Origin of the sequence: Superficieibacter sp. BNK-5 (genome assembly GCF_047456055.1) — a bacterium.
Classification (GTDB): domain Bacteria; phylum Pseudomonadota; class Gammaproteobacteria; order Enterobacterales; family Enterobacteriaceae; genus Superficieibacter.
In genome coordinates, this window is sequence record NZ_CP179893.1 from 44,825 (window position 1) to 58,967 (window position 14,143).

Consider the following 14,143-nt stretch of genomic DNA (forward strand, 5'->3'; position numbering starts at 1 on the left):
GGAGATGCTTTCATGACCATGCCTTATTGTATCCTACATACCGAAGCTGATTCAGATCTTGTACTTAACGAACTGGGTTTTTCAGAAAACGATATTCATGCCGCTTTGACGTCTGCTTTGTACGAGCGCCGCAAATCTAGCAAGCTTCACCCCGCAGTAGATGCAGGGTTCCGTTTCTGGAGTGAGATGGTCGCCGCGACCCGCCGTGTGCTGATTGGTAAGGGTAACGGCTGGTCTCCTGAAGTGGTCAAGCGAATGGAAATGGTCGTTAACTCAGCCAAAGGGGTTAATCTGATTATCACCTCGGGCGATAGGCACACCGGACGTCCTGATGGATTGCCGAAAACCAAAAATGCCAAGGGCGAGGCAACGCGCTCGATTGTTCACAACAATCCCGGCACAGCTGATATGTTCCAGACGGATGCGTTGTATTCAGGCAAATCTGAGATCACGCCGATAGACAGCACCCGTACTTATATCGTCCTGTATTATTATGATGCGGCTAACAAAGAGGTTCGCTGCGAGGTGTCATATCCGGTAGGAATGGTGAATCAGGACGGATTTGCCCGTGTAAGCGCATGGAGTGAGCGTATCATCTTGGGTCCTCTGCCGTTTGAAGGTGCTGATATTTTCCCTGATGAGGATTTTGATGATGACATATCTATTACTGTTGAAAGCAAATGAGTAACCCTGTTGATGACGGCAAACGCCTTTTTAATCCGTCCCGGCTCAAGCTGGCGCGGATTAGACGCAAACTGACCCTGAAGGAATTAGCAGAGAAAATGGGGCTATCTAGTCGTATTGTAATTGAGTACGAAAAACCCTATTGCTTGTATGAACCCACGCCAGAGACAGTCCAGGCGTACGCCAGCGCTCTAAAATATCCAGAGTCCTTTTTCTTTGGGGATGACGTTGAAGCAATCGATCCACTGACGGTTTCATTTCGTTCTTTGCGTACGACAAAAGCCGTCGACCAGCATGCGGCAATTGGAGCTGGTGGGTTGGGGGTTATGCTGAGCGAGTATTTCAGTACGCGCTTCACTTTGCCTCAGCCTGAACTGCCGAATCTTCGTGGAAGTGAGTCTGAGGTCGCCGCTCAGGCGGTGCGCGAAGCTTGGGGAATAGGTAAGAAGAGTATCACCAACGTTGTTCATCTTCTGGAGAAGCACGGCGTTAAGGTGTTCTGGCTCTCAGAGGAAACGGCGAGTATCGACGCTTTTTCCTTCTGGAAAGATGATGTTCCTTACATTTTCCTCAACACACGTAAGTCAGGTGAACGCAGCCGTTTCGATGCAGCACATGAGCTGGCTCATCTGGTACTTCACCGTCATGGAGATGTCAAGGGGCAGGATGCTGAGCGTGAAGCGGATGCTTTTGCGTCAGCATTTCTGATGCCCCCGGAAAACGTGATGGCCGTTAAGATGGCATTCCCGACGTTTGACAAAATCGTGCAACTGAAGTCGCTCTGGAAAGTTTCGGCGATGGCTCTGATTGTCAGAATGCGCAATCTGAACGTGCTGACGGAATGGCAATATAACAGCCTGATGCGCGATGCGACGGCAAAGGGATATCGAACCGGTGAGCCGGGAGGAATTGAGCGTGAAAGATCGCTCATTATTGAAAAAATGATGGCCGCTTTAGCAGGTAACGGCATTCATCTGACTCAACTGAGTGATGCGCTTAACGTGCCTGTTGATGAACTGAGCAGTCTACTTTACGGTGTGGCGGCAATCAGCGGTGGCAATGGCGGATCCTCACTATCAAGGGCCTCGCTCCGTCTGGTGTGAACAGGAAAACTGCTCATGCTTAGAGCCGCTAGAAGGAGTTTCTAGCGGTTTTTTTATTTATAGCCAGCGGACATGTTTCTGAATAGTAATCTTTAATATTCCTTGTTCGCCGCATTCTTGCCGAGATACTAGATATCAACCAATGCTACCAAAATACCATGAGGGGCTCGGAAAAATGTAGTGGTATTCCCCCGTAATTCCCCTGACCTGTCCCACCATTGGTAAGTACAGAATGGTTTTAGCAACATATGCTCTTGGCGCTCAGGAGTGCTGTGGTCCACCGGCGACGGACTGTTTCTGCTGACAAAACGGCTAGAGCGTGGCTGCTTCGGCTAACCGTCGGCCCATGATGGCAAAGTGTTCCTAACGTCGGCGCAACTGGCGGTGCTGCAGAACTGCTACCATGGCGCATAGCACTGTCTTCCGAATAGCCGTCGTTCGTCAATACGGTTCTGGCTGTTCGCTTACCTTCCAGAGGAATTGTAGTATTTAAGTCTTTGAATCGATAACGAGATCAAATATTTTTGAGCTTAATGTGCGAGAATTTAAAAGTCATGGACTCATTAGTGGCATGAAAACTATTAGCTAATTTATTCAATGGGTAAAGTGAGCTGGGGGCGTAATCAACATGAAGCTTGAAGTAATTCGGGTATCTGGTTTCCAATCTTTTGGCCCAGAACCGACAGAGGTAAGCCTTGAAAATATCACTTACTTAATCGGTCCTAATGGCTCGGGTAAAACCGCGGCACTTCAGGCTTTATGCAAACTATTTGCCTTTGATCCTGCATTGCGTCGGATTCATCGTTCTGATTTCCATGTCCCTTATGATGAAGAAGAAGTTCCGGAAGAGCGCCAATTGTGGATAGAAGCTGACTTTTTATTTCCTGAACTTGATGAGGAAGATGATAACAGTACCGTAGCACCTCATTTTAGTCATATGCGACTTGATGATCCGGGAGGCCTCCCACGTGTGCGTTTTCGCCTCACGGCTACTATGGGACTGGATGGTGATATCGACGAAAACTTAGTGTATGTACTGGATGTCAATGCTGATGGTTCACCTCAAAACACAGCTCAAGTACCACGAGCAGAGCGTAATCACATCCAGGTTCATTATTTACCAGCCAGACGTGACCCTGCTGATCACATTACTTACGGTGCGAATGCATTACTAGGCCGTTTGCTCCGTGCCGTACGTTGGGATGCTGAGCGCGATACGATCAAAGGTCTGACCGATCAAATAAGCGACAGCCTTGCAGCCAACCCTTCAGTGAAAGCATTTAGTAAGAGTTTGAAAACAACCTGGGCCACTCTACACAAGGGCAAATTTTTCGCTGATCCAAAAATCACATTTGTGGCTTCGGAGATTGAAGCACTGTTGCGACATTTGTCGGTTTCTTTTACCCCCGGGCACGACGGTTCACTTGTCGATTTCTCGCGGTTGAGTGATGGCCAAAAGTCAATGCTTTATCTTTCCCTAGTATTATCATCTCAAGCGATTGGGAGAGCTGTGCTCGCCGAGGAAGATGTATCTTTTGATCCCGATAAGTTACGTCCACCGGTCTTTACGCTGGTCGCCTTGGAGGAGCCAGAAAATAGTCTTTCTCCACATTACCTGGGACGTATCGTCAGTGCTTTGTATACCATGACGAAAAATGTGGATGCACAAGCTCTCATTGCTACTCATGCCCCTACAATGTTACGTCGCGTTGCTCCTGAGTTAATACGTTATCTACGGTTAACTGAGGCTCGAAAAACACGGGTCACCTGTATCAAATTGCCAGAGAAAGCTGATGATGCACACAAGTTTGTCCGTGAAGCCGTCCAAGCATTTCCTGAGATTTATTTCTCACGTCTCGTCGTGCTAGGTGAAGGTGATAGTGAAGAGATTGTGTTGCCACGTCTACTTCAGGCCAAAGGCGCGTCAGTTGATGAGTCAGCAATCACGATTGCGCCGTTAGGCGGTAGGCATGTCAATCATTTTTGGCGGTTGCTTTCAGCGTTGCAGATTCCCTATCTGACATTGCTTGATCTTGATGTAGCTCGCTATGCGGCAGGATGGGGACGAATCAAGTATGTTAATGATCAGTTTTCTGCATATGAGCCGTATAAGAAACTCCCCAAAGATCACGGAATTCCAAGTTGGAAAGATAAAGCTCAAAAAGTTCGGGACTTTGATAATTATTTCGAACTTCTCGAAGAACGTGGCGTTTTTTTTCTTCCCCAATGGATTTGGACTTTTCAATGTTACTGGCTTATCCCGAAGCTTATGATGTTGATAAAGAAAAACCTGATGAGTCAACTATCAAGGCTGTCCTCGGGAAAAGCCATCACGATTCATCTCAATACAGTGAAGACGAATTAATGTTGTTCAGCACCTATCATCAGCGCTTTAAGCTTGGCAGCAAACCAGCAGCACACATTGAGGCGTTAACTCAGCTAAGGGATACTGAATTACTTGACAACATGCCTGAGTCGCTAAACAGGCTGGCAGATGCAATTATTGCCAAACTCGAAGAGCTGCCAGAATGATTGCTGCTGAAGCATGGCAACCTGCCGATGGACTGACTTTAGAACCAAATGCAAAACGAGCAGCAAAAGCGCGTAAACGCTGCTTGGCACTCACCGCCGGACCAGGTGCGGGTAAAACGGAAATGCTTGCGCAACGAGCAGACTTCCTTTTGCGTACAGGAACATGTCGGTACCCTAAGCGGATTCTAGCGATCTCCTTCAAGGTTGATGCCAGCCGAAACCTAAAAGAGCGTGTCCAACGGCGGTGCGGGACCGATCTTGCCTCGCGTTTTGATAGCTATACCTTCCATGCATTTGCCAAACGTATCATCGATCGTTTCAGGCCGGTGCTCTCGGGGAAAGATGCCCTGGATGCGGGTTATACAATTGTAGACAAGAAAAATGGCCCCTCTCGTACTCAAATTGAATTCGGCGATCTGGTCCCTTTGGCAATCCAGATATTGAAAACCTCAAAAATTGCCCGTCATGCAATTCGGCAAACTTACAGCGATATTTTCTTGGATGAGTTCCAGGATTGCACGAATTTACAATATGACTTAGTTAAGCTTGCTTTCCAAGGGACTAGTCTTCGCCTTACGGCAGTAGGTGATACTAAACAAAAAATTATGGCTTGGGCTGGAGCGCTGGACGGTATTTTCCAAACCTTTGCCAATGATTTTAATGCCGTACCACTTAACATGTATCGCAATTTCCGTTCTAAACCACAATTGCTGCGGGTTCAGAACGAAATTATTCGTACGCTTGATCCTGACTCTGTCATGCCAGATGAACAATTGGGTGGCGATGGAGGTGAGGTTTATACCTGGCGTTTTGAAGACAGTTGTAAAGAAGCCGTCTATTTGGCTGATCTAATAAATGGTTGGATAAATACAGAACAATTACCACCTGCAGAAATTGCAGTCTTGGTTTCTAAACAGTTGGAACTTTATGCTGACCTCCTTATGACCGAGTTGGAAGCACGCGGTATTCCATATCGTAACGAACAACAATTGCAGGATATCACTATAGAACCTGCAGCACGTTTGATCGTAGATTATTTATCATGTCTCTACGGTAAGCGTGAACCTAAGGCTTGGATTAGATTGATGAATCAATTGATTCCTTTTGCCGATGAAGAAATACAGTCAAGTGCGAGAAAGGATCTTGATCAATTAATTAAAAAACAACGTAAAAAAATATCTGATGCTAGGCATACAGACTCACCTTTTTCGGATTGGGTACAATTAGCAATAGAGTTTCTGAAGTATATCGGCTCCAAAATTTTGGTTGCTTTATCACCTGACTATGAAACTCGTTCGCGTTTAAATGATGTTATCCGTGAAACTTTTGCCCGGATTAAAGAATTGCATAAATCAGAACCAGATTTGCCAAAAGCGTTGGGACGTTTTGCGGATGATCAGGCTGTACGCATTCTGACCATTCATAAAAGTAAAGGGTTGGAATTCGACTCTGTCATTATCATGGCAGTAGAAAACGAGATTTTCTTTGGCGATCAGGATGAGAATCGTTGCGCTTTTTTCGTCGGTGTTTCACGAGCGAAAAGACGGTTGATTCTCACACATGCCGATCAGCGAGAACGTCCTGCTAACGCCAGACGTTGGAATATCAATCGAACTGCTCAATCTGAGTATTTTAGTTATGTTACTCCATTTGTAGCGGGTAACAAGTTTAAGTGATTATCCATGTTTTATTAATAATTTATGGCTCATTTCTTAAAATAGTAACATGTTATAAATGCTCATTTCTGGAACAAAGAAGTCAGGTGTTGAGTGATTTCACTTAACTTGCCAAAAATTAAGAGATATATAATGATGAATCCTTCGTTAGGGGAGGTTACTTGCTCCTCATTGATTAGTACAGCAGTGTTGCATAATAAAAGTTTCTATGGCTAAAGATTAGTGATTGGGTCAGCATTGTAAAAAACTTCAGATATATATCATTCAACTGAGCATATCCAATTAACGGCAGAGTCTAGCGGTTCTGCCGTTTTTTATTATATTTTTCAGAGGAGTAGCCATGAGAAAATCTGAAGATCTTCAGCCGCTGCAGAACATACTTTCCAATCTACCTCAGTGGGTATCTGAACGTATATTGCAGCAGATAAATCAGTTAACTCATTACGAGCCAGTGATCGGCATTATGGGGAAAACCGGGGCGGGAAAGAGTAGCCTTTGCAATGCTCTGTTTGTCGGCGAAGTATCGCCGGTCAGCGATGTCGCGGCCTGCACCCGTGAACCTTTACGATTTCGTCTGCAGGTGGGCGAGCGCTTTATGACGCTGGTGGATTTGCCCGGCGTAGGAGAAAGTGGCGCTCGCGATACCGAGTATGCTGCGCTGTACCGCGAACAGCTTCCTCGCCTCGACCTGGTGCTGTGGCTGATTAAAGCCGATGACCGGGCGCTGGCGGTGGATGAACATTTTTATCATCAGGTGATTGGAGAGGAATACCGGCATAAGGTGCTGTTTGTTATCAGTCAGTCGGATAAGGCCGAACCCACCAGCGGTGGGGGACCTTTGTCCACGGCGCAGAAGCAGAATATCAGCCGTAAAATCTGTCTGCTGCATGAGCTGTTCCAGCCCGTACATCCGGTGTGTGCCGTGTCGGTCCGTCTTCAGTGGGGACTGCGGGTTATGGCCGAGCGAATGATTAAGTGCCTGCCACGTGAGGCCACCAGCCCGGTGGTGTCGCAACTCCAGTCTTCCTTTCGTACGACGGTAGTCCGGGAGCAGGCTCGTAGCGATTTTGGTGCAACCGTCGGTGCTGTAATCGATAGCATCAGTGCCTTTCCCCTGATACCCGCCCCGGTGCGAGCCGTCATTCAGGCCGTGCGCACCACCGTGGTGTCAGTGGCCCGCGCCGTCTGGGATTTCTTCTTCTAAGTATTTAACCCATCCCTGTTATTTCCCTGATCCTGTCGCCGATGCGACGGGGATCCCTTTTATTTGTTTTCCCGTTATGAGGAGTCTGCTTATGACCCGTCTGGCTTCGCGCTTTGGCGCAGCAAATCTTATCCGTCGCGACCGCCCGTTAACCCGTGAGGAGCTGTTTCGCGTGGTGCCCAGTGTGTTCAGCGAGGACAAACACGAGTCCCGTAGTGAGCGTTATACCTATATACCCACCATATCCCTACTGGACAGCCTGCAGCGCGAAGGCTTCCAGCCATTCTTTGCCTGTCAGACCCGGGTACGTGATCCTGGCCGTCGTGAACATACGAAGCATATGCTGCGTCTGCGTAGGGAGGGGCAGATTACCGGTAAGCAGGTGCCGGAAATTATCCTGCTCAACTCCCATGATGGCACCAGCTCGTACCAGATGTTACCGGGCTTGTTCAGAGCTGTGTGTCAGAACGGCCTCGTCTGTGGTGAGTCGTTTGGCGAGGTACGGGTGCCACACAAGGGGGACGTGGTGAGTCAGGTTATTGAGGGGGCGTATGAAGTGCTGGGGATTTTTGACCGTGTGGAAGAAAAGCGGGATGCCATGCAGTCATTGCTGTTGCCTCCACCTGCGCAGCAGGCACTGGCAAAAGCTGCGCTAACGTATCGCTTTGGTGAGGATCACCAGCCGGTTACTGAATCACAGATACTCTCCCCGCGCCGCTGGCAGGATGAGAGCAATGACCTTTGGACCACCTATCAGCGGATTCAGGAAAACCTGATTAAGGGCGGACTCAGCGGGCGTAATGCTAAAGGCGGACGAATGCATACCCGTGCCGTACGTGGCATTGACGGGGACGTGAAGCTTAACCGTGCGCTGTGGGTGATGGCAGAAACACTGCTCACGCAACTGCAGTAGACGTTTCATGTTGCCACGTTGTTAATATCGGACACCACCTGTCCGCATCGCTATGTGCTCGTGTGCCTCAATCCCCCGGTTATAGCTTTTAACCCCCGTTACATCTGGCTTTTGCAGAAATAAAAAATAGTTTCTGCGTTGTCCATACCCTGTCCGCCCCCCTCTTTAAAGTAATCACATCATTTTCAGTCAGTTAACTTTCCTGGAGAACCTCTCATGACACAGGCAGAACGCCGCCATGACCGGCTGGCTGTCAGGCTGTCACTGATAATCAGCCGTCTGGTTGCGGGTGAAACGTTGAGCGTGCGCAAACTGGCGGCTGAGTTTGGCGTGTCAGTGCGCACGCTGCGGCGAGATTTTCGTGAACGACTGATGTATCTGGACCTGGAGTATCAGTCCGGATACTGCCGCTTACGCACTGCTGGCAGTGAGATGCAGATGGTGCCCGACGTGCTTATCTTTGCCCACCGCAGCGGGCTGGCTGGGCTTTTTCCCGGCCTTGACCGCCGTCTGGTGAATGCACTGCTGATGTGCGATGAGTCTCCCTGCGTGATAGCACTAGCCAATCCGGTTCCTTCGCCTTCAGTAGCATTGTCTTTCTGGAGACTGATTCAGGCCATTACCGGGCGCAGGCGGGTGACGCTGATTGCGGAGGGGCGACGCTGTGAGCGCCTGGCTCCCTGCCGGTTACTCATCCACCAGCAGACCTGGTATCTGGTGGCTGAACACGAAGGGCATATCGCCGTATTCACACTTGATGAAATCCATCTGATTCAGCCTTTGCAGGAGACTTTTCGCCGCAATGACAGTCTGTGTCGCCTGGTTGAAGACCCGGTCTTCATTCAGGCCTTACCCCATTTTCGCTTTATCCAGCATTCACTGCTTACGTTTGTTCCGGCTGACAGCCCACCGGAATAGCGCAGGCGTTGTTATCAACCCGGCAACAGGGAGGAGCCCAATGCCCGTTATTGCCATTATCGCCATTGTTATCATCGTCATCATTCTGAACAAAACCGGAGTGTCCGACAGCCTCACGGCCCTGACACTTGCAACCGTTGCCGCACTACTGACGGGAGGTGGCGCAGCCGGTGCTGCCAGTGTCGCGCTGACGCCGTTCGTCGGCGTGCCGGTGGGTATTTTTGTGGGAATTTATGTCTTTGCCAAAGTGGTTCGTCTGATTTCAGGGAAAAAATAATGAAGCGTAAAACACTACCTCTGCTGGCGCTGGTTGCCACCTCTCTGTTTCTGAGCGCCTGCGATGACAGGAGTGATGACCTCAAAGCTATCAGTAAATTTAAGGACCTCACGCCTCCGCGCTTCAGCGATGTGGTCAGCCGTCAGGATGATGTCAGGGAAGAATGGTCGCAGATTGCTCTTTCTGGCCCCACTCTGCAGGTCTTACGCACCCGCCAGTCGCCCGATGGTTGCGAGGGTGGCAGTTACTACTATCTGGTGGATATGGAGGAGAAAACCGTCCAGCCGCTGATGAATGCGCTGTGTATTGCCGACAACATCAGCCTGCAATACCACGAGAAAACTGACCCGCGCACCCGGGAGCGTTTCCTTGAATATTCCCATGACGGCAAACTGATGGGACGGCTGCTGATCCCCTCAAATCCTGATAACCGGGAATAAATACAAAGACAAAGGAGACGGAAATGAAAGTACGTTCACTAAGCCGGTATGTGCTCTCAGGCGTGCTGCTTACCAGCTTTAATGCCTCAGCGGTTCCCGGACTATGGCAGCAGGGTTATGGTCAGGGCAATGCGGAATACAGCGTGACGGATGCAAGTGGGAAAATTTTTACCATCAACTGTACGGAAAATCCGGACCAGAACGGTATTTACCAGCACTCGGTTTTTCTGACCCTCGCAGGGGATAAAACGATCAGCTCGCATGATGACAGTACCGACATCACAGTGGTGATGGACCATAAGCAATATGCCATTCCCTCAACCCTTGGCTGGCGTAACGGGGATAATGCCTGGTTTAGTTTCATCATGGATATCCGCAAGGCCAAGCAGTTCGAAGTCTACGTCAATGACCGCAAAGCAGGGACCTTCAGCGTTGACCTGACAAACGCTACGAAGGCACTGCCAACATTAGCAGACTGCACGAACGAGTGACTGTTGTGCTTTCCATCCATAACAACATACCTGGCTGCCAGAGGCAGCCAGGGCTTATTTTTTTCCTTTTTATTTCCACCAATTAGTCCAGGCACTTCCGAATAATGAGCGCAATGGCCAGTTTTAGTTGACCATATAGAAATGATAAAATAATCACGTGTTATGTTGAGATTGTTTATTTAACGGTTGAGAGAAGCTATGGGTAAAATTTGTGATAAGTGTGCACACATGATGAGTGCATGTACTTGTGGAACTTGTGAGAACTGTGACGAGAAAGAGTCGGACTGTACCTGCAAAAAATGTAGCCAGTGCAATAACCTTGAGGACTTCTGCTCTTGCAGAATTTGTGAAGAATGTAGTGAAAAAGAAGCAGAGTGCTGCTGTTAAAATGTTAACAATACTGGCTGCAGGAGCTACCTGCCTGCAGCTTCGATTGCCGACGTACCCCGATCCCAGTTGGTTAGCGTATTTCGATTCTTGCAATAATCGCTGGACTCACAGCACGAAGCGGACATACTTACTGGATTGAAGGTCCGCTGTGAGCGAAAAGCGGAACATCGTGGCGTTAAGCAACGGAAATGCCTAACCACTAAGCCTGCTAATCCAGATAAAAATTTACGATTGTAATTCACGCTGAAATTAAGCGTCTGCTTAAGACAATACGCATATCTGATTATCTTACATGCTTCGCTGACAGACGACTTCCAGATTGTTGCCATCAGGATCAAAAACATACGCAGCATAGTATTGTGAATGATATTGCTTACGAACTCCCGGTGCTCCGTTATCTTTTCCACCCGCCTGAATGGCCCGTTTCCAGAATTCATCCACTATGCTGCGCTCATCAGCAGAAAAAGCCAGATGCAACGGCGCACCGGTTTCCTCATTGTCATGCAGCCACAGACGGGGATAGCCCTGCGGCCCAAGTCCATAACGAAAACCGCCGGTACGTGTTTTGGCTGGCTCCTGAGTAATAACCAGTCTGAAGCCTAATGGCTCAAGTGCCTGCTGATAGAAGCGCAGCGATAACGGCGCATTTTTCACTGAAATTTCAAGATGGTCGATGACAGACATAAAAGCTCCCGTTATGTGTCAGAGTTCAGACTCAGTAATGCAGCAAAAGCCTGCCCGTTCATACGCGCCACTTTCAACAAACGGGAACGCGTTAAGCCCGTTACAGCCGCAGCTGAAAACCCGCGTAAGGTTGTGACGACGAAATCGCCCAGTTCTTTCGCTCTTTCAGGTTCTGACTGACGAATGTAATCCTCTATAAACTGCATTCCTGGTTTTGCGTACTGATTTGCCAGTTCCCGCGCCTGGTTATCACTTGCGCGCATCCCCTCGGCGGCCAGGCAGCCGCGCCGCAGGGATGATTTCACGTACAGCCGTGCTGCCGTGATAAATAATTCCTCAATCGCTTCGGTAAGGGGGCGTCCAGGTTTAAGGATTTTATCAGCTGGCAGGTTACCTTCCTCAACATATCGGGCGAGGCATCGATCAAACAGCCCTGCTTTGCTGCCATAGGCGGCATAAAAACTGGGTGGATTGATATTCATTGCCTTAGTGAGTTCAGAAAGTCCTACTGCATCATAACCCCGCTGATGAAAAAGGGCCTGAGCCGTCTCGACTCCTGCCTCACGATCAAAGGTCTGCCGGCGTGTTCTGACTTTATGTAGTGCCTCACTCATATGCTAATCACCCTACCTTGTCATTAAAAACTGATGGTTATTTTACAGCATGAATGTAGTGATCGCTACAATTTGTTCATGACAAGCCACTTACTTCTGTTTATAGTGATCACTACAAAAAAACAGAGGGTATGTACATGAATAAGCGTCTCGAGGGCAAAGTTGCTGTGGTTACTGGCGGCAGTAGCGGTATCGGCCTGGCTATAGCAAAACGCTTGATTAATGACGGTGCGAAGGTAGTGATCACTGGCAGAAACGCAGAAAAGCTCAGTCAGGCAGTGATAGCGCTGGGCGAAAACGCGAGTGGAATAGAGACAGATGTCAGTCACAAGGCAAGTCTTGATGAGCTTTACCAACAGATCAAAACAGAAACCGGGCATATCGATATCCTGGTGGCAAATGCTGGTGGCGGTGTTCATGCGCCTCTCGGTCAGATAACAGAACAGCAAATTGATGAGCAGTTTGCGACCAATGTGAAAGGTGTGGTGCTGACTGTTCAACAAGCTCTGCCTTTGCTTCAAAACGGTTCCAGTGTGGTCATTATCGGTTCTACCGCTTCGATTGATCCCGGCCCGGCAATGAGTATTTACGGCGCGACCAAGGCCGCAGTGCGCAACATGGTCAGGAGCTGGGTGGCCGAACTGCATGGCTCGGGTATTCGCCTCAATATTGTCAGCCCGGGTCCGACCAACACTTCGTCTTTGCGAATCGCTTTTGGCGATAAAGCGGAGGAAGGACTTGCCTTTCTTACCGCAAAAAGCCCACTGGGTCGTATTGGCGAGCCTGAAGAGATTGCCGCTGCTGTGGCATTTTTAGCGGGTGATGAATCGGGATATGTGAACGGCATTGAACTGTTCGCCGATGGCGGGGCATCCCAGACCTGACAAGCCCAGCCAGCCAGACATTACTTCGGTGGTACAGGTGCACAGTTATCTGTTACCACCCCTGTATTTCTCCGTCAACCAACAGGAAATACTGTTATGCCTTCGCAAAATGAAACAGATTTGCTCCAGATACTACAGGCTGAACGCGACATTACTCGCCTCATCAACTCTTACCCTTATCTGCTCGACAGTGGGAAATTCGAGCAGGTTGCAGAACTGTTACGTCATACCACGCTGGAAGCACCTGGTCATCAGGTTACGGGCAGGGATGAAATTGAACAATTTCTGACCTCAGGTATTCAGCGCCACCAGGACGGCACACCTCGCACCTGGCATGCCGTCAGCAATATTATTATTGAAGGAGATCCGCTCAGCGGTGAGGCTTCAACGAGCAGTTACTTTACTGTTCATCAGGAGCTGCCTGGTTTCCCCCTGCAACCGATATGCACGGGCCATTACAAAGACCGCTTTGCGCTGATTGACGGTGAATGGCAGTTTGTACATCGTACCGTTGTTCCTCATCTGATCGGGGATCTCCGTTTTCATGTCAGCGGTACGAATGCAGAGGCGAACCTATGACGGTGAACACATCGGGTAAGCGCACAGCACTGGTCACAGGAGCAAATAAAGGTATTGGCCTTGCGATCGCAAAAGGACTGGCGCAACGGGGATTTCATGTCTGGATCACAGCTCGTAATCAGCAGCGCGGCGAAGAAGCCATTGAGCAATTACAGGCGGAAGGGCTCTCAGTACAATTGCTGATGATGGATGTGGCAGACGACGTGAGCGTACAGCAGGCAGCGGCCGCTTTATCTGCGGCCACCGACAGGCTGGATGTACTGGTAAACAACGCAGGCGTGTTACTTGATGCCTCAGCTACGCCGACTCAGACACGCTTATCCGATATGAAAGCGACGTTTGAAGTTAATCTGTTCGGCCCGGTACGGGTAACCCAGGCATTTCTTCCGCTGCTCCGGGCGGCAAAGCAGGCCAGGGTGGTTATGCTGGGGAGCGGCGTGGGATCGCTGGCGCTGATTACGGATGAGTCATCAATCTATTCAAGCGTAAATCTGCTTAGCTACAGTGCTTCGAAAGTGGCGCTTAGTGCGGTTACGGTGTGTTTTGCTAAGGAGTTAGCGGCCCAGGGCATTAAGGTGAATGTGGTCGAACCGGGGCACGTGAAAACCGATCTCAATGGCAATACCGGCGATCTCACGCCGGAAGAGGGGGCGATGTCCGCGATCAGAATGGCGCTGGCTGAAACCGATGGCCCAACGGGAAAATTCTTTGGCCCGCAAGGCCAACAACCCTGGTAAGGAATATTCGTAAGCTC

16 protein-coding genes are annotated in these 14,143 nt (G+C 49.3%); 14 read left to right on the forward strand and 2 right to left on the reverse strand.

The window, feature by feature from the left end; genetic code table 11:
• The first annotated feature begins 12 nt into the window (after positions 1-12).
• The 11 genes from ACMGGS_RS00215 (at position 13) to yfjT (ending at position 10,238) form a co-directional block, all read left to right on the forward strand.
• Positions 13-684: a hypothetical protein gene (locus tag ACMGGS_RS00215; RefSeq protein WP_023326116.1), complete on the forward strand. Its 672-nt coding sequence runs from the start codon at positions 13-15 to the stop codon at positions 682-684.
• Positions 681-1,787, forward strand: coding sequence for a helix-turn-helix domain-containing protein (locus ACMGGS_RS00220; protein WP_414164562.1), 1,107 nt, complete (start codon positions 681-683; stop codon positions 1,785-1,787). The genes ACMGGS_RS00215 and ACMGGS_RS00220 overlap by 4 nt, the downstream gene beginning before the upstream one ends.
• A gap of 628 nt (positions 1,788-2,415) precedes the next feature.
• Positions 2,416-4,152 carry an ATP-dependent nuclease gene (locus ACMGGS_RS00225; RefSeq protein ID WP_414164563.1) on the forward strand — a complete coding sequence of 579 codons (1,737 nt, stop codon included), beginning with the start codon at positions 2,416-2,418 and terminating at the stop codon, positions 4,150-4,152.
• Entirely contained in the window at positions 4,152-4,319 is a 168-nt protein-coding gene (locus tag ACMGGS_RS00230; protein WP_414164564.1) for a hypothetical protein, read from the forward strand. The genes ACMGGS_RS00225 and ACMGGS_RS00230 overlap by 1 nt, the downstream gene beginning before the upstream one ends.
• A complete protein-coding gene (locus ACMGGS_RS00235) occupies positions 4,316-5,995 on the forward strand; it encodes a UvrD-helicase domain-containing protein (protein WP_414164565.1) in 1,680 nt (559 codons plus the stop codon). Before ACMGGS_RS00230 ends, ACMGGS_RS00235 begins: the two co-directional genes overlap by 4 nt.
• A gap of 340 nt (positions 5,996-6,335) precedes the next feature.
• Positions 6,336-7,199, forward strand: a complete 864-nt coding sequence (locus tag ACMGGS_RS00240; protein ID WP_343178836.1) for a GTPase family protein — start codon at positions 6,336-6,338, stop codon at positions 7,197-7,199.
• Positions 7,200-7,290: 91 nt separating this feature from the next.
• Positions 7,291-8,112 (forward strand): DUF932 domain-containing protein, encoded by an 822-nt coding sequence (locus ACMGGS_RS00245; RefSeq protein WP_343178835.1) that lies wholly within the window; start codon positions 7,291-7,293, stop codon positions 8,110-8,112.
• A gap of 216 nt (positions 8,113-8,328) precedes the next feature.
• Complete coding sequence (locus ACMGGS_RS00250; protein WP_414164566.1) at positions 8,329-9,030, forward strand: WYL domain-containing protein; 702 nt, start codon at positions 8,329-8,331, stop codon at positions 9,028-9,030.
• A 40-nt stretch (positions 9,031-9,070) separates the two neighbouring features.
• Positions 9,071-9,307, forward strand: coding sequence for a protein YpjK (gene ypjK, locus ACMGGS_RS00255; protein ID WP_001144029.1), 237 nt, complete (start codon positions 9,071-9,073; stop codon positions 9,305-9,307).
• A complete protein-coding gene (locus ACMGGS_RS00260; RefSeq protein WP_032230808.1) occupies positions 9,307-9,747 on the forward strand; it encodes a YfjS/YafY family lipoprotein in 441 nt (146 codons plus the stop codon). The genes ypjK and ACMGGS_RS00260 overlap by 1 nt, the downstream gene beginning before the upstream one ends.
• A 23-nt stretch (positions 9,748-9,770) precedes the next feature.
• Positions 9,771-10,238: a protein YfjT gene (yfjT, locus tag ACMGGS_RS00265; RefSeq protein WP_343178833.1), complete on the forward strand. Its 468-nt coding sequence runs from the start codon at positions 9,771-9,773 to the stop codon at positions 10,236-10,238.
• 678 nt (positions 10,239-10,916) lie between these two features.
• On the opposite strand, the gene ACMGGS_RS00270 is transcribed toward yfjT, so the two are convergent.
• Together ACMGGS_RS00270 and ACMGGS_RS00275 are read right to left on the reverse strand one after the other, a co-directional pair.
• The gene (locus ACMGGS_RS00270) at positions 10,917-11,312 is read right to left on the reverse strand and encodes a VOC family protein (RefSeq protein ID WP_144812415.1); all 396 of its coding nucleotides are present in this window, start codon (positions 11,310-11,312) and stop codon (positions 10,917-10,919) included.
• Positions 11,313-11,323: 11 nt separating this feature from the next.
• Complete coding sequence (locus ACMGGS_RS00275) at positions 11,324-11,926, reverse strand: TetR/AcrR family transcriptional regulator (protein WP_180256371.1); 603 nt, start codon at positions 11,924-11,926, stop codon at positions 11,324-11,326.
• A 137-nt stretch (positions 11,927-12,063) separates the two neighbouring features.
• Here ACMGGS_RS00275 and ACMGGS_RS00280 point away from each other — a divergent pair, with 137 nt between their 5' ends.
• From ACMGGS_RS00280 to ACMGGS_RS00290, 3 genes are all read left to right on the forward strand, one after another.
• The gene (locus ACMGGS_RS00280) at positions 12,064-12,810 is read left to right on the forward strand and encodes an SDR family NAD(P)-dependent oxidoreductase (protein ID WP_144812409.1); all 747 of its coding nucleotides are present in this window, start codon (positions 12,064-12,066) and stop codon (positions 12,808-12,810) included.
• 96 nt (positions 12,811-12,906) lie between these two features.
• Positions 12,907-13,389 carry a nuclear transport factor 2 family protein gene (locus ACMGGS_RS00285; RefSeq protein ID WP_144812405.1) on the forward strand — a complete coding sequence of 161 codons (483 nt, stop codon included), beginning with the start codon at positions 12,907-12,909 and terminating at the stop codon, positions 13,387-13,389.
• On the forward strand, positions 13,386-14,126 hold the full coding sequence (locus tag ACMGGS_RS00290; RefSeq protein ID WP_180256370.1) for an SDR family oxidoreductase: 741 nt from the start codon (positions 13,386-13,388) through the stop codon (positions 14,124-14,126). Before ACMGGS_RS00285 ends, ACMGGS_RS00290 begins: the two co-directional genes overlap by 4 nt.
• The last annotated feature ends 17 nt before the right edge of the window (positions 14,127-14,143 follow it).

Coding starts and splice junctions, on each gene's coding strand:
- ACMGGS_RS00215 (WP_023326116.1), top strand. CDS start 13: ATGACCATGCCTTATTGTATCCTACATACCGAAGCTGATTCAGATCTT.
- ACMGGS_RS00220 (WP_414164562.1), top strand. CDS start 681: ATGAGTAACCCTGTTGATGACGGCAAACGCCTTTTTAATCCGTCCCGG.
- ACMGGS_RS00225 (WP_414164563.1), top strand. CDS start 2,416: ATGAAGCTTGAAGTAATTCGGGTATCTGGTTTCCAATCTTTTGGCCCA.
- ACMGGS_RS00230 (WP_414164564.1), top strand. CDS start 4,152: ATGTTGTTCAGCACCTATCATCAGCGCTTTAAGCTTGGCAGCAAACCA.
- ACMGGS_RS00235 (WP_414164565.1), top strand. CDS start 4,316: ATGATTGCTGCTGAAGCATGGCAACCTGCCGATGGACTGACTTTAGAA.
- ACMGGS_RS00240 (WP_343178836.1), top strand. CDS start 6,336: ATGAGAAAATCTGAAGATCTTCAGCCGCTGCAGAACATACTTTCCAAT.
- ACMGGS_RS00245 (WP_343178835.1), top strand. CDS start 7,291: ATGACCCGTCTGGCTTCGCGCTTTGGCGCAGCAAATCTTATCCGTCGC.
- ACMGGS_RS00250 (WP_414164566.1), top strand. CDS start 8,329: ATGACACAGGCAGAACGCCGCCATGACCGGCTGGCTGTCAGGCTGTCA.
- ypjK (WP_001144029.1), top strand. CDS start 9,071: ATGCCCGTTATTGCCATTATCGCCATTGTTATCATCGTCATCATTCTG.
- ACMGGS_RS00260 (WP_032230808.1), top strand. CDS start 9,307: ATGAAGCGTAAAACACTACCTCTGCTGGCGCTGGTTGCCACCTCTCTG.
- yfjT (WP_343178833.1), top strand. CDS start 9,771: ATGAAAGTACGTTCACTAAGCCGGTATGTGCTCTCAGGCGTGCTGCTT.
- ACMGGS_RS00270 (WP_144812415.1), bottom strand. CDS start 11,312: ATGTCTGTCATCGACCATCTTGAAATTTCAGTGAAAAATGCGCCGTTA.
- ACMGGS_RS00275 (WP_180256371.1), bottom strand. CDS start 11,926: ATGAGTGAGGCACTACATAAAGTCAGAACACGCCGGCAGACCTTTGAT.
- ACMGGS_RS00280 (WP_144812409.1), top strand. CDS start 12,064: ATGAATAAGCGTCTCGAGGGCAAAGTTGCTGTGGTTACTGGCGGCAGT.
- ACMGGS_RS00285 (WP_144812405.1), top strand. CDS start 12,907: ATGCCTTCGCAAAATGAAACAGATTTGCTCCAGATACTACAGGCTGAA.
- ACMGGS_RS00290 (WP_180256370.1), top strand. CDS start 13,386: ATGACGGTGAACACATCGGGTAAGCGCACAGCACTGGTCACAGGAGCA.